This window comes from Collinsella aerofaciens, assembly GCF_020181355.1.
Classification (GTDB): domain Bacteria; phylum Actinomycetota; class Coriobacteriia; order Coriobacteriales; family Coriobacteriaceae; genus Collinsella.
This window is the reverse complement of the sequence record NZ_CP084004.1, coordinates 1,370,666-1,391,433: the sequence shown is the minus strand read 5'-3', so window position 1 is coordinate 1,391,433 and position 20,768 is coordinate 1,370,666. Positions and strand designations below refer to the sequence as shown.

Here is a 20,768-nt window from a genome sequence, read left to right as displayed (position 1 = left end):
ACATGTGGCTCAAGGCGACCGCAGGGCAGACCCCGCAAACCGACCGCTGCCGCATACCGTACCGTACGCCCAACCGATCAGGAAGGCAGGAACCAATGGTCTCTCGTATCTACGTGGAGAAGAAACCCGGGTTCGACGTCGAGGCTCAGCAGCTCAAGGGCGAGCTGACCGAAATTCTCGGCATCAAGGGCATCGAGGCCCTGAGGATCATCAACCGCTACGACGTCGAGGGCATCGACGAGGAGCTTTTCCGCTCCTGCGTGCCGACCGTCTTTAGCGAGCCCCAGGTCGATGTGACCTACGACGAGCTCCCCGCAAGCGATGGCGCCGTCTTTGCCGTCGAATTCCTGCCTGGTCAGTTTGACCAGCGCGCCGACTCCGCCAGCGAGTGCGTGCAGCTCATCAGCCAGGGCGAGCGCCCCGCCGTGCGCTCCGCCAAGGTCTATATGATCTCGGGCGCTCTGGACGAGGCCGCCATCGATGCCATCAAGCACTACGTGGTGAACCCCGTCGAGGCGCGCATCGCCTCGCTCGACCTGCCCGAGACGCTGTACATGGAGACCCCCGAGCCCCAGCCCGTCGAGGTGCTCGACGGTTTCCGCGAGCTCGACGAGGCCGGCCTTGCCGCCTTTATTTCCGAGCGCGGCCTTGCCATGGACGAGGCGGACATCGCCTTCTGCCAGCAGTACTTCCGCGATGAGAACCGCGACCCCACCATCACCGAGATCCGCGTGATCGACACCTATTGGTCCGACCACTGCCGCCACACCACCTTCGGCACCGTCCTGGACGACGTGACGATCGACGACGCCGTGGTGCAGCAAGCCTTCGACCGCTACATGGAGATGCGCCACGAACTCGGTCGCGACGCCAAGCCCGTCTGCCTCATGGACATGGGCACCATCGGCGCCAAGTACCTCAAGAAGACCGGCGTAATGACCGATGTCGATGAGTCCGAGGAGATCAACGCCTGCACCGTCAAGGTGAAGGTCGATGTCGATGGCGAGGACCAGGACTGGCTGTTCCTCTTTAAGAACGAGACCCACAACCACCCGACCGAGATCGAGCCCTTCGGCGGTGCCGCCACCTGCGTGGGCGGCGCTATCCGTGACCCGCTCTCGGGCCGCAGCTATGTGTATCAGGCTATGCGCGTCACCGGTGCCGGCGACCCCACCGTCCCGGTTTCCGAGACGCTCGAGGGCAAGCTGCCGCAGCGCAAGCTCGTGACCACCGCTGCCGCCGGCTACTCCAGCTACGGCAACCAGATCGGCCTTGCCACCGGTCAGGTTAATGAACTCTATCACCCCGGTTACGTGGCCAAGCGCATGGAAGTTGGCGCCGTCGTGGGCGCCACCCCGGCAAACCACGTTCGTCGCGAGTGCCCCGCCCCCACCGACAAGATCATCCTGCTGGGCGGCCGCACCGGCCGTGACGGCATCGGTGGCGCTACCGGCTCCTCAAAGACCCAGAACACCGAGTCCATCGAGACCTCGGGTGCCGAGGTCCAGAAGGGCAACGCCCCGGTCGAGCGCAAGCTGCAGCGTCTGTTCCGCCGCGGCGACGCCTGCCGTCTGATCAAGCGCTGCAACGACTTTGGCGCCGGCGGCGTCTCGGTCGCCGTGGGTGAGCTTGCCGACGGCCTGTATGTCGACCTTGACACCGTGACCAAGAAGTACGACGGCCTGGATGGCACCGAGCTCGCCATTTCCGAGTCCCAGGAGCGCATGGCTTGCGCCGTCGCCGACGGTGACGTCGAGGAGTTCATGGGCTACGCCGCCGAGGAGAACCTGGAGGCAACCGTTATCGCCGAGGTTACCGCCGAGCCGCGCATGCGCATGGCCTGGAACGGTGTCGCCATCGTCGACCTATCCCGCGAGTTCCTCAACTCCAACGGCGCGCCCAAGCACCAGATCGCCCACGTATGCGCCCGCAGCGTGTGGCAGCCCAGCTGGGCCGGCACCACGCTTGCCGAGCGCATGACCTCGCTTGTCACCGACCTCAACGTCGCTTCCAACAAGGGTCTTTCCGAGCGCTTCGACTCCACCATCGGCGCCGCGACCGTGCTCATGCCCTTTGGCGGCAAGACGCAGCTCACCCCCAGCTCGGCCATGGTCGCCAAGTTCCCCGTGGACGGCGAGACCACCACGGCGAGTGCCATGGCATGGGGCTTCAACCCCTATCTGATGGAGGCCGACCAGTTTGCGGGCGCCTACCTGTCCGTGGTCGAGTCCATTGCCAAGCTCGTTGCCGCCGGCTTTGAGCACAAGCGCGCCTATCTCTCCTTCCAGGAGTACTTCGAGCGTCTGCGCACCGAGGCCGAGCGCTGGGGCAAGCCCACGGCAGCCGTCTTGGGCGCCCTCATGGCCCAAGTCGACCTGGGTGCCGGCGCCATCGGTGGCAAGGATTCCATGAGCGGCTCGTTTGAGGACGAGACCGGCGAGCTCAACGTTCCGCCGACCCTGATCAGCTTCGCTGTCGCCGTGGGCAAGGCCGCCCGCGCCGTCTCGCCCGAGTTCAAGGGCCTCACGCACCGCGTCGTCCGCATCGCCCCCGCCACCTATGGCGAGGACTACCGCCCCGACGCTCAGCAGCTGCTCGCGGCGTTTGACGCCGTCGAGGCGCTCACTGCTACCGGCAACGCCCTGGCCATCTCCACGCCCGGCTACGGCTGCGGCGCCGAGAGCCTCTTTAAGATGTGCGTCGGTAACCAGATCGGTATCGAGCTTGCCGAGGATGTAGACGTAGAGAGCCTCTTCACCCCGCTCTACGGCAGCTTTATCGTCGAGCTCGCCGAGGACGCCGAGCTGCCCGAGGTCGCCGACGGCGTTGTCGTCGAGCCCCTGGGTACCACCGTCGAGGGCTATGTCATCGACACCGGCTCCGAGGTCATCGAGCTCGCCAAGCTCCAGGAGGCCTGGGAGAGCGGCATCGAGGGCGTCTTCGCCTACCGCAGCGCCGGCGAGACCCCCGAGGTCGAGACCATCGACTTCCGCGCCAAGGATATCCACGTGTACGGCGGCGCCAAGATCGCCCGCCCGCGCGTGATCATCCCCGTGTTCCCCGGTAACAACTGCGAGTACGACAGCGCCCGCGCCTTCCGTGCCGCCGGTGCCGAGGCCGACACCTTCGTGATCAACAACCTCACGCCCGAGGCCGTCGCCGAGAGCACCCACGAGCTCGCCCGCCGTATTCGCCAGAGCCAGATCGTCATGATCCCCGGCGGCTTCTCGGGCGGCGACGAGCCCGATGGCTCCGCCAAGTTCATCACGGCGTTCTTCCGCGCTCCCGAGGTCACCGAGGCAGTCCGCGACCTGCTCAAGGCCCGCGATGGCCTGATGCTGGGCATCTGCAACGGCTTCCAGGCCCTGATCAAGCTCGGCCTGGTGCCCTACGGCGACATCGTCGATGCCACGCCCGATGCGCCCACGTTGACGTTCAACACCATCGGTCGCCATCAGAGCCGCCTGGTGCGCACCCGCATCTCGTCCAACCTGTCCCCGTGGCTGTCGCAGTGCAGCCTGGACGACCCCTACACCGTCGCCATCAGCCACGGCGAGGGCCGCTTTGTCGCCAATGACGAAGTGCTCGCCCAGCTGATCGCCAACGGCCAGGTCGCCACGCAGTACGTGGGCGAGGACGGCAAGCCCAGCATGGATCTCTCCGTCAACCCCAACGGCTCCGCACTCGCCATCGAGGGCATCACGAGCCCCGACGGCCGCGTCCTGGGCAAGATGGGTCATGCCGAGCGCCGCGGCGACAACCTGTACCGCAACGTGCCCGAGCATGTCCCCGGCGATAAGTTCATGCCGATCTTTGAGAGCGGCGTGGCCTACTTCGCTTAAACCTTTCCCATCGGGTACAATCCCCTCGGGTAACAACACCCGCCACCGACACATCCGGTGGCGGGTTCTTTTTTGCTTCGCGCATGCAGGAAGGACATCATGGAAAGCCGCAAGCCGTATTTCGCCACCCTGCCCGGACTCATCCTGGGCTGTCTTGTTTGTTGCGCGCTCTGGGGATCGGCCTTTCCCTGCATCAAGATCGGCTACGCACTCTTTGGTATCCCGGCGCACGATAGCGCCTCGCAGCTGCTCTTTGCGGGCTTGCGCTTCACGCTTGCCGGCGCCCTGGTTATCGTTGGGATGAGTGCGGCCCAGCGCCGCCCCCTCATTCCGCAGGCTCGCGACATCAAGCCCATCTTTGTCTTGTCGCTCTTCCAGACTATCGGGCAGTACTTCTTTTTCTATCTGGGCCTCTCGCACGCCAGCGCCATGTCGAGCTCCATCATCGAGGCCAGCGCCAACTTCCTCGCAATCCTCTTTGCCGCCCTGGCATTTCACACCGAGAAGCTCAATACGGCCAAGGTGCTTGGCTGTGCGCTGGGCTTTACCGGCGTCGCGCTCGTCAACCTCTCGGGCGCAGATGGCACCTTTGGCTTCAGGCTCGATGGCGAAGGCTTTATCCTAGCCTCCACTGTCGCGGGTGCTCTTTCGACCTGCCTGATCGGCATCTTCTCGCGCAAGCATGACGGCGTCTTGCTCGCCGGCTGGCAGTTTTTAGTCGGAGGTTTGGTCCTTACCGCCATCGGGTTTTTGATGGGCGGCGCGCTCTCCCCCACCGCGATCATCCCCGCCATCGCACTCATTATCTATATGGCACTCATTTCCGCCGTCGCGTACTCGCTATGGTCGCGTCTGCTTGCCGTCAACCCCGTCAGCCGTGTGTCGGTCTTTGGCTTTATGAATCCAGTCTTTGGCGTACTGTTGAGCGCTCTGCTGCTCGGCGAGGGCGCTGGCACGAGCCCTGTTACCGTACTTGTTGCCCTGCTGTTGGTCTGCGGCGGCATCATCATCGTCAACAAACCCAAAAAAGCCTAGCGAGTTCACCTTTTTAGAGAGGATGTTCGCAAACTTTAGCTTAATGGAGCACACTGGTTCTCGTTGATTTCGTACCGAGTCGCGGCTGCAGACGCCCGTCTTGCCGCACCGCGCCTGGGCATTATGGCCGGTGGCCCCCACAAACGCAAAAAGGGGCGCACGACCATCGCAACGGTCGTGCGCCCCTTTTTCTAGCGAACCTTGATGCCGGATTTCTTTTTGGCATCCTTGATGCGATAGAGCTCCGCATCGGCAGCGCGCAGAAGCTCTTGCCACGTGTTGATCCCATCGCCGTAGCGCGCGTAGCCGATAGACATTCGAAGCGAGTAGGGTGTCTCGGCGCGCGAGAGCTCGTTATTGATCGCCGAACACAGGCGGATAATGTCGTGCTCCGTCACCCCCTTCTGCAGTACGACGAACTCATCACCGCCATAGCGCGCAATAAAGCCGCCGGACGGCGAACAGACGTCCTTGAGTACTGCGGAAACAACCTGAAGAGCATGGTCGCCCTCCACATGTCCATACTGATCGTTAATCTGCTTAAAGCCGTCGGCGTCCATCATGAGCAGATACACATCTTCGGCCTGATCCACATTTGAGAAGAGCGACAGCATATAGGTCTCAAAACGGTTGCGATTGTTGAGGCCAGTCAACGGGTCGGTCGAGATGAGCTGCTCCTGGCAGATGATATAGAGCAGCAACATGCTAATCATTATGCCGACACAAAGGCCAGGCACCGAGTATACGATCTGAAAGGTACCGCCCACCAGGGCCGGAATGGCGAAAAATGCCAAGGTTCGATAGACAGCCTTCGTCTGCAGGCTCTCGACCCTGCGAGATTGCACAAACGCATGCAGGGACGTATGTATAACGTAACAGTAGCTGACAATGGGCTGGATCATATAGGCAAAGCCGCGACGATACACGCCCTGCGAATCGATATAGAACAGGGCGTGCGTCCAGTAACTGGTAAAAGCCAGCACGACCACCAGAGCCGTAGGCAACGTTACAAGCACCACCCTATAGCGCGAGGTCACAAGGTGAGAGCCTTGCATCGTCTCGGAATAGATAAACCAAATGAGACACGCGATGGCGAAGAGCGAAAACGAAACCGCGTTGGAAATCCAGTTGGCTGCAATGCCCAACGTGCCGTCCGCACCATCCGAAAGCGTCCAGATCATATCGAAGAAAATGTAGGCAGCAGACGTGTAGCCCAGCATGCTAAACAAAAGCTGCTGGGTGCTCGAGAACAGGGAGCGACGGCTTCGTACGGCAAGCCCGATAAGAACAATCATGCATAGCAGGAATATCTCAATCTTGAGTGCCTTAACCACTAGACGCCCTCCCTTCAATATCCAAGTGGTCAGAATCGCCCGATTCGTGTCTGGGCAATAAACGCCCCTTTCTCCGCAGGGGTAAGGGGAATAATAGCAGAGCGCCCGAACGTCACTGCAAGACAGCTCTCGTTCGGGCGCTCAAACGGCGCGAGTTGCACGCCGGAATCATTGATGGGTATCGATTGCTACTCGCCATCGATGTCGGTCGCGACAGCCTCTTCGATGGCCTCGACACCGGCAGGCGACAGGTCTTCCTTGCCCTGGCAGAACTTCTTATCGACCCAGCCGGTCAGAATCGGGGCCATGATTGCCGTGATGATGACGGCAGTGGCGATCTGCGCATACGCGGTGGGCGCAAGCTCGGCATAGCGCGGAGCGACCTCGGCGAGGGCGACCGGCGTGGTCATGGCCGTGCCGGCAATGGTGGAACATGCCACAGCCGCCTTACCATTGCCGCCACACAGGCGCTCGAAGGCAAAGGTAATGGGACCGACGATAAAGAGCGTGATGAGGCCCAGCAGGATGCCCGAAATGCCACCGGCGATGAAGCTCGAAAGGCTCATGGACGCACCGAGCTGAAAACCAATTACAGCGATCGCGGGATTGGCGCCGGGAACCAACAGGTTCTTGATAAACGGGAACAAGTTGCCCAGGACCATGCCGATAACAAGCGGCAGGATGGATCCGATGATGGTGCCGACGGGGATGTTGGCGAGACCCGAAACACCAAGGATGATCATCGTGACGGCGGGGCCGGCCGTAAAGAACAGGATACCGACAGCGCCCTGCTCGGACTCGTCGCCGAACTCGCCCATGATACCCGTGTAGAGCGCCATGTTGCAAAACGTAATGCCGCCGATGATTGAGACCGAGCTCAGGCCCAAAAGGTTGTCGTTAAAGAAATACGCAACGCCCAGGCCCAGCGCGGCTGCCACCACAAGCTTAGGAATCAGCACGACGATGCCGGTCTTGATGGCACCCGGTGTGGACTTAAAGCTGATGCCGGCGCCCACAAACAGCAAGATCGCGGCAACGATGGTGTTGGAGCCGCCGCGGCAGGCTGCCGTAAAGAAGCCGCCGATCTCAAAGACCTGTGGGCAAAAGGTATTGAGCAAAAGGCCGACGATCATCGGGTAGATCATGATGTCACCCGGGGTGCGCGGTACCTTGAATTTCTTTTGCTCGTTGGCGGTCGCTCCCTGTGCCATGAAACCCCCTTTTCCGCTGACGCAGAACAAAAGCCCACGTCACGCTTTGCTACAGTAAAGTTTGACCATGGTACCAGAAGAAGCAGACCGCCTCGGTGGGAAATTGGATTCGTTGGCCGGAATGAAAACGCGTCCTGCTCTTATACGAGGCTCAAAACGATATAGAGCACGATGCCCGAAACACAGCACCATAGCATCGACTTTGTCTTGATTGCCACCGCCACGACGCCGGCAGCCGCAATCCAGGGAATCAAGCCCTGCCACAAGCCGGCGTCAAAAGCGCCAGGGCTTATCAAATCGTTAGCAACCAGTGCCGCGAAGGCGGCGGGCGGGATATAACCCAAGGCCTCGGTAACGCGGGGCGACAGCGTTCTCCCGCGCAAAGCAAACGCCGGGGCAATGCGGAAAAATGCGATAGCCGCCCATGACGACAGCCACAGGACCAAAAACTCATTAACGGGCATCGCAAGCGCCCCTTCCTTCGGCGAGAGCATCGCACGCAAGCGCCGCGACAACGCCGACGAGCACGCTTACCGGCACGGCGATATTCGTCCACCCCAAGAGCTTGCATATGGCGACGGACACCGCAGCCAAAACGGCAGCTACGATATTGCCGCGCGACAGTCGCTGCGAAAAGAGCAGGCAGATAAAGAGCGATGTGCAGACAAAACCCGCAATAGCGGTGGGAACATCGACAACGGCACCGACGATGGCGCCCGTCGTACACGAAACGCCCCATGTTGCGATGAGGATCACGTTGAGCACAAAGGACTCGAGCGGACCCCAATCCTCCCCTTCAACCAATTTGCCAAGCGAGATGCCATATGCCTCCTCGGTAAGTGTCGCGGCAACAGCCAGCGTCTGACGCTTCGAGGCACCCCTCAGATGCGGTGCGATCGATGCCGAGTAAAGTGCAAAGCGCGAGGAGATTGCGGCGACGCTCGCGACGATCGATGCCGCAGGCACACCTGCCAGCCACAGATTGCAGATCATAAACTGCCCGCTGCCCGTCACGAACGTGCTGCTCAGAGCAAAAACCATCCAGGGTTCCATTCCCGTCTGCGCCATGATCATTCCGCACGGCGCGGCTATCGCAACATAGGTAAGCATCACCGGCCAGATGGTTTTAACGATTTTGAGCACCATAGCGTTCCTCGTCCCGACAAGCTTTCCGAGCCGCATTCAACGACGCGGCAGAATCATCGCCCGGTGGCAATAAAGTTCGCCTACAATTGCCACCGGATCGAAAGACACAGAAAGACACAGCTTTTTAGGAAGTCATTATGACAGCTATCGATCGAACGACGGCAGTCGCGGCCTTCAAGACCTATACCGATGCTTACGATGCCGCCAATCCGCGTATCGCGCTCAAAATCGAGCATACGTACCACGTTGCCGAGGTATGCGATGCCGTGGCGCGCGAACAGGACTGGTCACCGCAGGACATTGACCTAGCGTGGCTTTGCGGCCTGCTACACGATATGGGTCGCTTTGAACAGTTGCGACGCTGGGACACGTTTAAGGATGCCGAGAGTATGAGCCATGCGGAGTTGGGCGTCGAGGTTCTCTTTGGCAAAAACCCTGCAGACGCGCCCGCGACAACAAGTATCCGCGACTTTATCGACGATCCGGCAGAAGACGAGCTCATCCGTGCAAGCATCGCCCACCACAGCGATTTTCGCCTACCCACGGAACTCGACACCCGCACGCGGAACTTCTGCGATATCGTGCGCGATGGCGACAAGATCGACATTATGCGCACCATCGCCGACAGCACCGTCGACACCATCCTCAAGGTTGATGAGGATACATTTCTTACCAGCCACTTCTCGGTACCGACGCTTGCCGCCTTTGACGAACACCGCTGCGTCGCACGCGATGAGCGCGATGAGCCCGCCGACTTCTTGGTGGGGCTTATCTGCTTTATGTTTGAGCTCGTCTATCCAGCAAGCCGCGCGCTGGCGCGCGAACAGGGCGATATCTACCGCCTGCTCGACGCGCCCTTTGGTATCGTGCGGCCCTTTACCGATCCCGCCACGCAAGCGACCTGGGAGCGCTTAAAGGACGAGATGCGCGACTGGCTGGCGCGCGCCTAGCGCTCGAGCTGGGCCAGGAGCTCCTCGACGACTTCGACGGCGTCGCCGACAACTTTGTACTGCGCAGCGCCAAAGATGGGAGCATCCGGGTCCTCGTTGACGGCGATGATGCACTCCGCGCCGCCGATGCCGGCTAGGTGCTGGATAGCACCCGAAACGCCGATGCTCACGAGGAGCTTAGGCGAAACCGACACGCCGGTCTGGCCAATCTGGTGGCGGTACTCCAGCCAACCCGCCTCCACGACGGGACGCGTGCAACCAAGCTCGGCACCCAGCGCATCGGCGAGCTTTCGCATCAGAGGCAGATTCTTCTTGGAGCCAATGCCGCGGCCCACCACGACCAGGCGCTCGGCATCGGCAATTGATGCCTGCTGCCCCCACTCCTCGGCTGGAATCGAGATCTTGACGCGGGCCTTAACATCATCCGCCAGCGATACCTGGGTAATCGTGCCAGAGCGGCCGTAATCAAACTCGGGCGCTCCAAAGATGCCGGGACGCACCGTTGCCATCTGGGGACGATGATTGGGGCAGATAATGGTGGCCATCAAGTTGCCGCCAAACGCCGGGCGCGTCTGCTGCAGTAGGCCCGACTCCGCATCCATCGAAAGCACGGTGCAGTCGGCCGTAAGACCCGTCTGCGAACGCACGGCAACGCCGGGTGCCAGTTCGCGACCAAAAGCGGTTGCACCATATAGGATGGCCTCGGGTTTGCGTTCGGCTGCCAAATCGCAGATCAAGCGGGCGTAGACCTCCGCATCGTTTTGGCGCAGGCGCTCGTCGCGACAGGCCAGGACTTCGTCGGCGCCCGCGCAAACCAGATGCTCCAGGTCCCCAAGCGAGCCCTCGGGGCTCATGCCGACCAGTGCCACCAGACGGCAGCCGCGAGCATCGGCAAGCTCGCGCCCCTTGCCCATGAGCTCGTAGGCCACGGGAGCCACGGCATCGTGCTCGTCAGTCTGCACGAAGACCCAAATGTCTCGATATGCATCAAGGTCCACCGCACCAGCGGCCTCGTCACGCTCGATCGAGATAGCATTGACGGGGCAGGCGTCGACGCACCCACCGCATAGGATGCAGCCGTCAGTTACGCGGGCGCATCGGTTGGGTCGCTCGCCTTCCACTACGATGCCGCCCGAGGCACAGGCGCGAACGCAGCGACCGCAGCCGATACAGGCTTCGCTATGGATAATCAGTCCGCTCATCTATGCCATCCCCTCGATAATCTTGGCAAGCTTTGCCGCCTGCTCGGACGCCGTCCCCTCAACGGCCTCGCACGTTTGGTCACGGTCGGGCACAAACGAGCGCACGACCTGTGTCGGCGACCCGGCAAGACCGCAACGCGCGGGGTCGGCGTTCACGTCGGCGGCACTGACCACGCGCACGTCCGCCTCCTCCGCCGCGCGAATACCGGCAATACTCGGCATACGCAACTGGCCAATCTCCTTGGCAGTCGTCATCGCGCACGGCATCTCAAGGTACACCGTCTCCTCGCCGGCATCGCATCCGTGAACGAGCGCCAGCGAGCCACAGGTCGTAAAGCCCGCGCTCTGCACGCAGCTCACGTCGGTCACGCAGGGAATATCAAAGGCACCGGCAAGCTCGGGACCAATCTGGGCCGTATCGCCATCCACCGCCATCTTGCCGCAGATGAGCAGGTCGAAGTCCTCGTCGAGCGCCTCGATGCCGCACTTGAGGGCATAGGTGGTTGCCAGGGTATCGGCACCTGCAAAGGCGCGATCGGTCAGCAGCAGCGCATCGTCGGCGCCTCGAGCGATGCAGTCGCGCAGCAGCGACTCGGTCGCGGGGATGCCCATCGACACCACCGTCACGCGCACATCCATGCCAAAGCCGATAAAGTCGTCCTTCAGCGCCAGCGCGCATTCCAAAGCGCTCGCATCAAAGGGATTAATGACCGCCTGCTTGCCATCGCGCACGATGGTATTGGTCTTGGGGTCCATCTTGACCTCAGTGCTGCCCGGCACGGCCTTGACGCACACCACCATATGGAAATCGCTCATCTTCACGCGCCCCCTTTCTGGACGAGCTCATCCAAGAGCTTCTCCGAAAACAGGTTACCGCGACCCAGCTGCCCGGCAGGATCGAGCTGGAGCTTGAGCCGCGCCGACTCGACCATGGCCTCGTGACCGTACATCGTCTCCAAGAAGCCCGCCTTGATCTTGCCGACGCCGTGTTCTGCGGAGACGGCACCGCCCATGGCCGTGACCTCGGAAGCCCACTGGGCAAAGAGTTCTGCGCCGCGGCGATAATCCTGTGCATCGCGCGGCAGAATGTTCACATGCAGATGGTTGTTACCGATATGCCCCCAGGCGGCAGATTCAAGCCCACTTTCCGCCAGCGTGCGGCGATAGAGGGCGATAACATCGGCCAAGTGCGCGTTGGGCACCGACATGTCCGAACCCAGTTTGGTGATGGTGGGATCCATGCGGCGGCGCTCGTCGATGAGCATGTTGACGCTCTCGGGCACCGCATGGCGGAAGAATCGCTGACACTCGCGATCGACCTCGGTGCGCGCGACCCATGTCGCATCGTCACTGCCGCCCGCAAGCTCCAGTACCCACCCCAAGTGATACAGCTCCTCAGTCGCCTGGGCTTCGTCGTCGCAGTCGAGCTCCACGTAGACACAGACCTTGGCGTCTTTGTCGAGCGCAGGCAGCGAGGCAAACGCCGTCGACTGCTCACGCTGACGACGCAGGATATCCAGGGCGCCAGCATCGAAGTACTCGATGGCAGCCGCATGGGACAGGACGGGACGCACAGAATCGGTGAAGGACACGGCCTTGTCTTCGCTGTCGAAGAAGCAGCTCACGCCCCAAACGACCGCGGGTGCCACCTGCAGGGCAATCTCGAGTTCGGTGATGACACCGATTGTGCCACACGCACCGATAAACAGATCGATGGCATCCATATCGTCAGCAACGAAATAGCCCGAAGCATTTTTTGTCTTGGGCATGGTATAGCCGGGAAGATCGAGCTCGAGTGTACGGCCCGCTGCCGTCACGAGCGACAGGTGGCGGCCCTGGGCAAAAGCCTCGCCGCGCCGAAGCTCAAGCAAATCGCCATCAGCCAGCACGACGTGGAGTCCCGTGATATGTGGGCGCATGGGGCCGTAGGCGTAGCTGCGGGCACCGGAGGCGTTACATGCCGCCATGCCGCCCAGACAGGCAGACGTCTCGGTGGGATCGGTGGGAAAGAACTGCTCGGGGGCCTCTTGGAACTCCTCGTAGGCCTCAAGCGATGCCTGGTCCCAACCAGCGGTCGGCAGCACCTTCTTGCTCAGCTGCTTGCGCAGCTCCGAGAGCACAACGCCCGGCTCCACGCGCAGCAGAAATTGGCCTTGTTCATCGCGGCGAAGGCCCAAGTAGCGATTCATACGGGAAGTATTGAGGATATGCCCGCCGTGGGGCACGGCACCGGCGGCAAGGCCGGTTCGGGCGCCCTGAACCGTTACCGGGACACGCTCGGCATGGAGCTTTTCCAAAATGGCACGGACCTCGTTTTCCGTCGTCGGAAACGAGATGCTCGATGCTTCGCCCGATGCGCGAGATTCATCGCGGCCATACTCTTCGAACTCGTCGGTGAAGGGTTTGATGGTTGCAGACACGCGAACTCCCCCTTTAGCTAACTACAGTGTTTGCAGGGAGATGTTACCGCATCGTTTCGTCGACGTGTTCGAGACCGTCTCCATAATTGGCGATTTTTACGTTCGTGCAATTCGGCGAGCGGCTTGATTTCCTCGGCAGACGATGCTTTTGACACATATGGCCCCGCCGTCGCCGACCGCGCGATTGTCGCTCGAAAAAAGTTGGAGTATTTTTTGCCGCCTTTTACCTGCGGAGACGCCAATCCGTCAAGCATTTGGTCAGAAATTGGTCAAGTAGCGGCTGATACCGTCGGCATCGACAGCCAAAACCGATAGAAGTTTTGGCCCAGAAGCAGGGAGGTTCCCATGGCATATTACTGGCCCCAGTACGGCATCGCCATCGAAGTCGACGACGATCCCCATCTCCTGCCTTTCGACGAAGAGGCATTCCCCGATACGACGGTCTACCACGTTACCACCGATGTGATCTGCGACCCCGAGTCGTTCTCGGCGCTCGCCCACCACATCGCGCATATCCACGACATCGAGCTCCCTCCCGACTTCGACGAGCTTGTCTACTCACGCCGCCTGATGCTTCACATGCTCTTTGGAGCGAACCCGTCCACCTTTGCGCGCATCTATACCGCCAAGGATGCCGCATGAGCGCGAAGAAGCCACCCCACTTTGCAGGCCTGGGTCGTCGCAAGAAGCTCATCGTTGCCTGCTTGGCCATCGTCTGTGCCCTTGTCGCCGTAGGACTATACGCTTGGCAGTCGCAGCCCGTACCCGAGGCGGGCGCTTCGGTTACGACGGCCGAGGGCAAAACGCGTCAGGAAATCCAAGATGAGCTCGACGCCATCGTCCGCGACAACATGATGACGATTTCGGTCGCACCGGTCGCTCAGCTGCAGGAGGACGGCAAGCTGCGCGTCAACGTGCAAAACGTCCAAGACAATAAATTTCCCCAGCGATTCCGCGTCATCCAAAACGACGAGACCATGTACGAATCCGGTGTGGTCGAGACCGGCAAGACAATCGAAACGTGCCCCGCCGGCGACATCAAAGAAGGCGAGGCGTACATCGAGATTCAGGCGCTCGATGCCAAGACCCTCGACAGCCACGGCAATCCGACACGTGTCAAGGTGCGGGTTGAGCAAGCCGAGAACTAGCTTTTCCGGCCGACGCGGCACCGCACGCAATTCACCAGCATTCGTCCAATCATCGCGGGGACGGCCCGCGGCGAATAGAAAGGAACGACCATGGACATCACCAGGAACATGAACGGAGCCAGAGCGCTCGCCGTGGGCGCAGGGCTCGCGCTCGCGCTCGCAATGGGCGCCGCCCCGACGCCAGCTATGGCAGCCGGGCGCGTTGGAACCACGAAGGTAATGGTCAGGACCGAGATCGACAACGTTGAGTTCAAAGTTCCGACGGTTATTCCCTTCGTCGCCAAGGCCGACGGCACGCTTCAGGGCCCCTCAGAAGACGCGACCACCATCGACAATCATTCGGCCTACGGCATCCATGTCACCAACATGAAGATCGACGCCATGAACACCTGGACCATTGCCGCCGACGCCAAGGCCGGAACCGCGCAGAACTCCATCGACTTTAAGGTCGGCCCCGACGGCGCGCTCCAGAACGCCAGCGCCGCAATGCAGGGAACGGGCCTCGATCTTTCCAAGAATGCAGCCTTCGACATGGGCTACCAGGGCATTGCCGGTGGCACGGACAAAATTAAGCTCAAGACAAGCGGAAACGTCGCCCGCGTCACGCGCGACATCTTCCGCGTAACCGGCGAAGGCGATCAGGTTGCAACGATCACCTGGACGGTCGAGCCCGGTGCGCACACGGCATAAGGCCGTCGCCCTGGCCGCCGCCGTCAGCATCCTAGCGTTTGGGCCAGCCATGGCCTTTGCCCAGCAAGAACAGGCGCAGGCCGCCACGCAAGTGACGGTCGACCTCTCGGAGCTCGACCGCAGCGACCGCGAGGAACCGTTGGCGCAGACAGGCGACAAACGATGGCTCTTGGCAGCAGGCGCCGCAGCAGCAGGCGCGGGAACCGCCGGCCTCGGTCTGCACATCAAACACAGCCAGAAACAAAACATGAACAGGCCGCACTAAATTAGCTAAGGAGACCCCATGGCATCGAAGAACCTTTTGCCCGTCGTCGCACTCTGCGGCGCGCTCGCAACCGGAACGCCTGTCGCCGCTTGGGCGACTCCTGTCATGGCAGACTCCTTACCAGCGGCCCTAAGCTCCGCACCAAATCCGTCGAGCGCCATTGCGTGCAAGCGTTTTTCGATCGCACAGGCCGCAATCTCAACCTCGGGATGCCTTCGTCGTAATACGGACGGCTCGATAGTCGTGGATATCAATCGTTCGAACAAGGCAAACGGCTCCCAGGCGGGGTGCGCCGTCTGCACGTGGCGCTCGGTTGTGCTCGATGCAGATGGCGATCCATGCAATTTAGAGCTGCGCATCGACATCGCTTCGGTCGATGACTCGGCGAACGGAGCGAAGGTCGCCTTCGACGGTACGTTTTTTGAGAAAGGAGGCGGTATATGTCTGGGCTGCGCCGCCGCGAATGCAGACGACACGCAGCCCACCCTCTCATTCACGGCATCGTTGCGGCTGACCAAAGCCGGTACCGATGCCATCGCGGCGGGAGAAGCGTCCCTGCTGTTCTACGCCGTCAGTACCAAAGACACAGACGCTCATTTCGAGAAGCCAGCCGGATCACTCAGCCTTACACGAGGGATAGAGGCAGGCCCTATTGAAATCGATGCCCGCGCGCAAAGCAGGCAACGCATTCTTGCCGACCCGGCGCTTCTCGAAATGGAGTGGAACGGATCCGGAGCCATCGGAATTCTCCCCTCCGCGTTTGACGCCAAGACGCTCCCCCCAAACGACGAACCCATCAACGCAACCATACAAGAAGAGAGCGCGGACAAAGAAGCAGGTGCGGGCGACACGCCGTCGCCGACAAACAGCGTCCCAGCTTCTTTCGAAGCGCCGAATGAGCCCGCTGCCGATCCAAACGATCCCGAGTTCGCGGACAGTCTGGGGCTTGCTGATCCTCAAGAGATCGATGAAGGTAACTGCTGCGTGCTTGCCGCGCTCGACCACACGGAGGTCATCGACGCTGCGAACATCGAAGTTGCCGCCGCCAATCAGCCCGTCCGCAAGTCGGCTATCATCGCATTTCCTGAATCCATCGAAGTCGTCTTTTTGCCATCGGGCGAGGTCGTGGCCCCAACACTGCTCACCTTGTTGGGCGCCAAGAATACTCGAAACGAAATTAAAAAGGTCACGGTTGTCGACCCTGCAACCACCGCCAAGCTGCGTCTATACGCCGTTGCTCCAGACGGAGGCAAGACCTTGGAATTCGATGGTGACACACTCCTAGCCTGGCGACGTCTGGACATTATGCAAGACGTCTCGTATCAGATCGAACTCGAAGGGTTTGATCGTGCCCGCGATGCCAATATCATCGCCGCGGCTATTGAATCCCCGCAGCGGCTTATGACACTGCGCTTTGAATACTATCCCTATGTCCCGACAACCACCTGAGGCTTAAATGCTGCACATCATTCCTAACACCACTTATATAACGTATTAGATGAGTCGCGATGTGCCTCGCATTTCGTTCTGCTACGATTGCCACGTTGGCATCAATACAGGAGGGCTCATGCCGGGCTTGGGAACAATCATCAACGTTGTGCTTTTAGTTGCGGGCGGTCTTTTGGGATTAGCGGGCGGCCGCTTCATCACACCGCGCATCCAAGACACGCTCATGAAAGCATCGGGGCTGTGCGTCCTGTTTATCGGCCTTGGCGGCACCATGCAAAAGATGCTCCTTATCGATGGGAAGGCGCTAGCGACCACCGGCACCACCATGCTCATTGTCTCGTTCGCCCTCGGCTCGCTCATCGGCGAGGCCATCAACTTGGAGGCCGCCATTGAGAACCTTGGCGAATGGCTCAAGCGCAAAACCGGCAGCGAGGGCGATAACGAGTTCACCAACGCTTTTGTCTCGACTTCACTCACCGTGTGTATCGGCGCCATGGCCATTGTGGGATCGATCCAGGACGGCCTGCTCGGCGACTGGTCCACGCTTGCCCTCAAGGGCGCGCTGGACTGCATCATCGTCTGCACCATGACGGCGTCGCTTGGCCGCGGCTGCATTTTCTCCGCCCTGCCCGTCGCCGTGTTCCAGGGGACGATCACGCTGTTTGCCGGCGCACTCTCCCCCATCATGACTACGGCAGCCCTCGACAGCCTTTCGCTCGTAGGCTCCATGCTCATCTTCTGCGTCGGCGTCAACCTCATCCGTCCTCAGACCTTCCGCACGGCCAATATGCTCCCCTCCGTCGTCATCGCCGTCATCTACGCCCTCCTGTTCTAAATCTATCTACGCAGCAGTATCTCGAACACCTGTTTGATGCTGTGCTATGATATGAGGTCACCGAAGCTGCGTTAGGAGAGGAGAAGCGGTGGCCGACCAGGACATCAAGATGCTCATCGAGCGCATTATGGCCGAGGCCCGGACCCATCAGTCCGCCCGTTTCTCACATGAAGTCTACGCAGACGAGCCGATTCTCAAGACCGGCCGACAGATGCAGAACTTCCTCCCCGACCAATACCGCAAGATGCGTGAGATATCGCGTTGGCAAGAAGACCCCGAGGGCGGCGCGGGTCGCTGGCTTTCGGAAGCCGAGCTTTTCTACCGCCAAGGCCTACTGATGGCCGACTTTGAGGACGACTGCCCCTACAACGGCACCTTTAAGTCGTACTTTCCCACCTACAATGCCATGAGCGATCGACAGTTGCGCGGCTACTTTACCTGGCGTGCCCAAGTGCGTCGCGGAACCGTCGAGGAAACGTCTACGTCCTTTGCCTTTCTGTATCTCTATGAGCTGATTTGCGGCATTGGCGTAGATAATCCGCTCGATGGTTTTAACAAGATCAAGGCTTTTTGGGATGTCTATCGCGCCTTCGAGCCCGGCATCGACCGGTTTGCGCGCGTGTGGCTGCAGGATTACGCCGTGTTCCATGGGCTCGACCCCAAGCTGCTTCGTGACTCTAAAACCGTCATGTTCGATAACGCCCTTATCGAGCTGCGACGCGCCGCACGAGACCTTGTGCCAGCGCCAGCACCGTCCGGCCAGACCCCTAAGCGTCGCAAAACCTCCGAGCCCACGCTCCCCCTTCCGCCCGATGAGGTGCGCGAGGAGCGACTCATGGCCGCCATCAACGCCCTCTCCGCGTACAACCTAAGTAACTCGCGGCTCGACCGCAGCTACCACCGCGATCTGCGCCACGTGGCGTGCGCCGTGTATGTCCGTATGGCGCGCTACTATGACACGCACCGAAAGACCGGCATCGTGGCGAGCTTATTTGGGGAGGAGACGGCCATGCCCTACACCATGTTTGCCTCGGCCGTATTCTTTGCGCCCGAGCGCCACGAGGACTGCGAATACCGCCTGGATCCTATCCATATCTACCGTTGCCAAAACGGCTTTTGGGAATGCATGCGTATCCACGGTAGTAGGCAAAAGAGCAGCAAGCTCGGTGAAATGATGCGCGCCTGCGACCAACGCCTGCGCCTGGCGCTGGACCCCGCCCATCCCCTTAAGGAAGAAAAGGTCCCCAAATATCTGGCCAAGATTATCGATGACGAGATTGTGGCATGGCTTTCGTGGGACGCCGCACACCAGCCCGTCAAGATCGATATCGATCTGAGTCAGCTGGGGCACATTCGGAACGCCGCTGCGCAAACGCGCGAAGCGCTTTTAATCGACGAGGAACGCGAGGACAGCGCGTCCGCAGAAGCTGAGGCAGCGGACTCATGGCAACCGGAAGCCGAGCCTGCGACCGACGTGATTGTCGAACCGGTCGTGGCACCCATTCGGCAGGACTTGACCGACGAGCCGACCATATCCACCGAACAGTTTGGTGTCGTGGCACCGCTTCTCGCGCCGACGCCCGCGTTCGCAGCTGCTGCGCCCGCTGACGCCACAAACGAACTCGCGCCCGCCGCAGATGCCTTCCTTCGCGCACTGCTCGAGCAAAACGCAGCGCAAGCGACATCGGCAGTGGCGCACTCAGGACAGAGCGAGGACATGCTCGTCGATACCATCAACGAGGCGCTCTTTGACCTGGTGGGCGACACCGTAATTGAATTTAGCGCGGCAGGGCCGCAGATTATTGAGGACTACGAAGCAGACGTGAGAGGATACCTAGACCATGAGTGATACCGCATCCGCAGCACCCCGCGTGCCCAAGCGCGTCGCTGCCGTCATTCTCAACTCGCTCAAGGGCGGCGTGGTCCCGCGCATCGGCCTTCCCTACATTACCGTAGGGCGCGAGGTCGAGATCCGCGCCCTGCTCACCGATCTGAGTCTCATCGCCGACGGTGGTGCGAGCTTCCGCTTTCTGGTCGGTCGTTACGGCGCCGGCAAGAGCTTTTTGCTCCAGACCATCCGCACGCACGCCATGGGTGAGGGATTCGTCGTCGCCGATGCAGACTTATCCCCCGAGCGCCGTCTGCAGGGCGGGCAGGGGCAGGGCCTTGCCACCTACCGCGAGCTCATACGCAATATATCGACCAAGACGCGCCCCGAGGGCGGTGCGCTCAACCTTATTCTTGATCGCTGGGTCGCCTCGTACGCCGACGTCGACGAGTCGGTTGTCAATGCCCAACTGGCCCCGCTCGAGGAAATGGTCCACGGCTTCGACTTCACCCGCATGCTCCGCCGCTATCGCACGGCCGTATCCGAGGGCGACGAAGAAGCCATGAGCCGCGTGACCAAATGGATTCGCGGCGAGTACCGCACCAAGAGCGAGGCTCGCGCCGAACTGGGGTCCTCAACCATCATCAGCGACGATGACTGGTACGACTACGTCAAACTCATCGCGCGTTTTTTGGTTTGCAGTGGCTACAAGGGCATGCTGGTGCTCATCGACGAGCTCGTGAATCTGTATAAGATTCCCAACGCCATTACGCGCCAGTACAACTACGAGAAGATCCTGACCATGTACAACGACACGCTCCAGGGCAAGGCGCAGTACCTGGGCATGATCATGGGTGGCACGCCAACCTCCATCGAGGACCGTCGCCGCGGCGTGTTCTCCTACGAGGCCCTGCGCAGCCGACTCGCTCAGGGCCGTTTTGCGCGCGAGGACCTTAAGGACATGCTCGCGCCCATCATTCGTCTGCAGCCACTCACCTATGAGGAGCTGCTGGTGCTCATCGAAAAACTCATGCAGATCCATGCCGGCTACTTTGGCTGGACGCCCACGCTTACCGAGAACGACTTGGTGGACTTTCTCAGGATTGAGTTTGGCCGCGTGGGAGCCGATACGCACTTGACGCCGCGTGAGGTCATTCGTGACTTTATCGAGCTGCTCGACATCCTATGCCAAAACCCCGACGCCAACGTGGCCGAGCTACTGCAAAGCGTCGGCGGCGACGCGCTGGCGCCGGCAACAGCAACAGGCGACACCGGCACCGCAAGCGGCGACCGCAATTTCGCCGAATTCACCATCTAACCCGCCAAAAAGGGACAGGTTTATTTTGGCAGGCTTTATCTGGGCAAACGTCGAGGCAGTGATGCGGCAAGCCACTGCTCACCGCGTTAAGAGGT

At 60.9% G+C, this 20,768-nt stretch carries 18 protein-coding genes; 11 read left to right on the top strand and 7 right to left on the bottom strand.

Annotated features, from left to right (window positions below; genetic code table 11):
• Positions 1-95 precede the first annotated feature (95 nt).
• The gene (locus LCQ44_RS05970) at positions 96-3,842 is read left to right on the top strand and encodes a phosphoribosylformylglycinamidine synthase (RefSeq protein ID WP_225093343.1); all 3,747 of its coding nucleotides are present in this window, start codon (positions 96-98) and stop codon (positions 3,840-3,842) included.
• 99 nt (positions 3,843-3,941) lie between these two features.
• Entirely contained in the window at positions 3,942-4,877 is a 936-nt protein-coding gene (locus tag LCQ44_RS05965; protein WP_225093342.1) for a DMT family transporter, read from the top strand.
• Between the two features lie 191 nt (positions 4,878-5,068).
• On the opposite strand, the gene LCQ44_RS05960 is transcribed toward LCQ44_RS05965, so the two are convergent.
• From LCQ44_RS05960 to LCQ44_RS05945, 4 genes are all read right to left on the bottom strand, one after another.
• The gene (locus tag LCQ44_RS05960; RefSeq protein ID WP_225093341.1) at positions 5,069-6,211 is read right to left on the bottom strand and encodes a GGDEF domain-containing protein; all 1,143 of its coding nucleotides are present in this window, start codon (positions 6,209-6,211) and stop codon (positions 5,069-5,071) included.
• 188 nt (positions 6,212-6,399) lie between these two features.
• On the bottom strand, positions 6,400-7,422 hold the full coding sequence (locus LCQ44_RS05955; RefSeq protein ID WP_225093340.1) for a 2-keto-3-deoxygluconate permease: 1,023 nt from the start codon (positions 7,420-7,422) through the stop codon (positions 6,400-6,402).
• 140 nt (positions 7,423-7,562) lie between these two features.
• Positions 7,563-7,886: an AzlD domain-containing protein gene (locus LCQ44_RS05950; RefSeq protein WP_225093339.1), complete on the bottom strand. Its 324-nt coding sequence runs from the start codon at positions 7,884-7,886 to the stop codon at positions 7,563-7,565.
• Positions 7,876-8,568, bottom strand: a complete 693-nt coding sequence (locus tag LCQ44_RS05945; protein WP_225093338.1) for an AzlC family ABC transporter permease — start codon at positions 8,566-8,568, stop codon at positions 7,876-7,878. The genes LCQ44_RS05950 and LCQ44_RS05945 overlap by 11 nt, the downstream gene beginning before the upstream one ends.
• A gap of 137 nt (positions 8,569-8,705) precedes the next feature.
• On the opposite strand from LCQ44_RS05945, the gene LCQ44_RS05940 reads away from it, so the two are divergent.
• A complete protein-coding gene (locus tag LCQ44_RS05940; RefSeq protein WP_225093337.1) occupies positions 8,706-9,518 on the top strand; it encodes an HD domain-containing protein in 813 nt (270 codons plus the stop codon).
• Here the strand turns inward: LCQ44_RS05940 and LCQ44_RS05935 are convergent.
• The 3 genes from LCQ44_RS05935 to LCQ44_RS05925 are packed head-to-tail and all read right to left on the bottom strand — an operon-like array spanning position 9,515 to position 13,140.
• Positions 9,515-10,720, bottom strand: coding sequence for an electron transfer flavoprotein subunit alpha (locus LCQ44_RS05935; RefSeq protein WP_225093336.1), 1,206 nt, complete (start codon positions 10,718-10,720; stop codon positions 9,515-9,517). The two genes, LCQ44_RS05940 and LCQ44_RS05935, sit on opposite strands and share 4 nt — an antisense overlap.
• The gene (locus tag LCQ44_RS05930) at positions 10,721-11,536 is read right to left on the bottom strand and encodes an electron transfer flavoprotein subunit beta/FixA family protein (RefSeq protein WP_117769804.1); all 816 of its coding nucleotides are present in this window, start codon (positions 11,534-11,536) and stop codon (positions 10,721-10,723) included.
• 2 nt (positions 11,537-11,538) lie between these two features.
• Positions 11,539-13,140, bottom strand: a complete 1,602-nt coding sequence (locus LCQ44_RS05925; protein ID WP_225093335.1) for an FAD-binding oxidoreductase — start codon at positions 13,138-13,140, stop codon at positions 11,539-11,541.
• A 345-nt stretch (positions 13,141-13,485) separates the two neighbouring features.
• Between LCQ44_RS05925 and LCQ44_RS05920 the strand changes: the two genes are divergently transcribed.
• The 8 genes from LCQ44_RS05920 to LCQ44_RS05885 all read left to right on the top strand — a co-directional run bounded on the left by LCQ44_RS05920 (position 13,486) and on the right by LCQ44_RS05885 (position 20,673).
• The gene (locus tag LCQ44_RS05920; protein WP_195503477.1) at positions 13,486-13,782 is read left to right on the top strand and encodes a hypothetical protein; all 297 of its coding nucleotides are present in this window, start codon (positions 13,486-13,488) and stop codon (positions 13,780-13,782) included.
• The gene (locus tag LCQ44_RS05915) at positions 13,779-14,288 is read left to right on the top strand and encodes a hypothetical protein (protein WP_117746254.1); all 510 of its coding nucleotides are present in this window, start codon (positions 13,779-13,781) and stop codon (positions 14,286-14,288) included. Before LCQ44_RS05920 ends, LCQ44_RS05915 begins: the two co-directional genes overlap by 4 nt.
• A gap of 90 nt (positions 14,289-14,378) precedes the next feature.
• Positions 14,379-14,978, top strand: coding sequence for a hypothetical protein (locus tag LCQ44_RS05910; RefSeq protein ID WP_161160416.1), 600 nt, complete (start codon positions 14,379-14,381; stop codon positions 14,976-14,978).
• The gene (locus tag LCQ44_RS05905; RefSeq protein WP_055287144.1) at positions 14,962-15,243 is read left to right on the top strand and encodes a hypothetical protein; all 282 of its coding nucleotides are present in this window, start codon (positions 14,962-14,964) and stop codon (positions 15,241-15,243) included. The genes LCQ44_RS05910 and LCQ44_RS05905 overlap by 17 nt, the downstream gene beginning before the upstream one ends.
• Before the next feature lie 18 nt (positions 15,244-15,261).
• Positions 15,262-16,692, top strand: coding sequence for a hypothetical protein (locus LCQ44_RS05900; RefSeq protein WP_138111938.1), 1,431 nt, complete (start codon positions 15,262-15,264; stop codon positions 16,690-16,692).
• 118 nt (positions 16,693-16,810) lie between these two features.
• Positions 16,811-17,527 (top strand): DUF554 domain-containing protein, encoded by a 717-nt coding sequence (locus tag LCQ44_RS05895; RefSeq protein WP_035137052.1) that lies wholly within the window; start codon positions 16,811-16,813, stop codon positions 17,525-17,527.
• A gap of 88 nt (positions 17,528-17,615) precedes the next feature.
• Positions 17,616-19,376 (top strand): TerB N-terminal domain-containing protein, encoded by a 1,761-nt coding sequence (locus tag LCQ44_RS05890; protein WP_225093334.1) that lies wholly within the window; start codon positions 17,616-17,618, stop codon positions 19,374-19,376.
• Positions 19,369-20,673, top strand: coding sequence for an ATP-binding protein (locus tag LCQ44_RS05885; protein ID WP_225093333.1), 1,305 nt, complete (start codon positions 19,369-19,371; stop codon positions 20,671-20,673). The genes LCQ44_RS05890 and LCQ44_RS05885 overlap by 8 nt, the downstream gene beginning before the upstream one ends.
• Positions 20,674-20,768: the final 95 nt, after the last annotated feature.

What these genes read in the sequence shown, in the direction of transcription:
- LCQ44_RS05935 (WP_225093336.1), bottom strand. Translation starts at nt 10,720, where the DNA reads ATGAGCGGACTGATTATCCATAGCGAAGCCTGTATCGGCTGCGGTCGC.
- LCQ44_RS05970 (WP_225093343.1), top strand. Translation starts at nt 96, where the DNA reads ATGGTCTCTCGTATCTACGTGGAGAAGAAACCCGGGTTCGACGTCGAG.
- LCQ44_RS05945 (WP_225093338.1), bottom strand. Translation starts at nt 8,568, where the DNA reads ATGGTGCTCAAAATCGTTAAAACCATCTGGCCGGTGATGCTTACCTAT.
- LCQ44_RS05885 (WP_225093333.1), top strand. Translation starts at nt 19,369, where the DNA reads ATGAGTGATACCGCATCCGCAGCACCCCGCGTGCCCAAGCGCGTCGCT.
- LCQ44_RS05950 (WP_225093339.1), bottom strand. Translation starts at nt 7,886, where the DNA reads ATGCCCGTTAATGAGTTTTTGGTCCTGTGGCTGTCGTCATGGGCGGCT.
- LCQ44_RS05895 (WP_035137052.1), top strand. Translation starts at nt 16,811, where the DNA reads ATGCCGGGCTTGGGAACAATCATCAACGTTGTGCTTTTAGTTGCGGGC.
- LCQ44_RS05955 (WP_225093340.1), bottom strand. Translation starts at nt 7,422, where the DNA reads ATGGCACAGGGAGCGACCGCCAACGAGCAAAAGAAATTCAAGGTACCG.
- LCQ44_RS05930 (WP_117769804.1), bottom strand. Translation starts at nt 11,536, where the DNA reads ATGAGCGATTTCCATATGGTGGTGTGCGTCAAGGCCGTGCCGGGCAGC.
- LCQ44_RS05915 (WP_117746254.1), top strand. Translation starts at nt 13,779, where the DNA reads ATGAGCGCGAAGAAGCCACCCCACTTTGCAGGCCTGGGTCGTCGCAAG.
- LCQ44_RS05910 (WP_161160416.1), top strand. Translation starts at nt 14,379, where the DNA reads ATGGACATCACCAGGAACATGAACGGAGCCAGAGCGCTCGCCGTGGGC.
- LCQ44_RS05965 (WP_225093342.1), top strand. Translation starts at nt 3,942, where the DNA reads ATGGAAAGCCGCAAGCCGTATTTCGCCACCCTGCCCGGACTCATCCTG.
- LCQ44_RS05900 (WP_138111938.1), top strand. Translation starts at nt 15,262, where the DNA reads ATGGCATCGAAGAACCTTTTGCCCGTCGTCGCACTCTGCGGCGCGCTC.
- LCQ44_RS05920 (WP_195503477.1), top strand. Translation starts at nt 13,486, where the DNA reads ATGGCATATTACTGGCCCCAGTACGGCATCGCCATCGAAGTCGACGAC.
- LCQ44_RS05940 (WP_225093337.1), top strand. Translation starts at nt 8,706, where the DNA reads ATGACAGCTATCGATCGAACGACGGCAGTCGCGGCCTTCAAGACCTAT.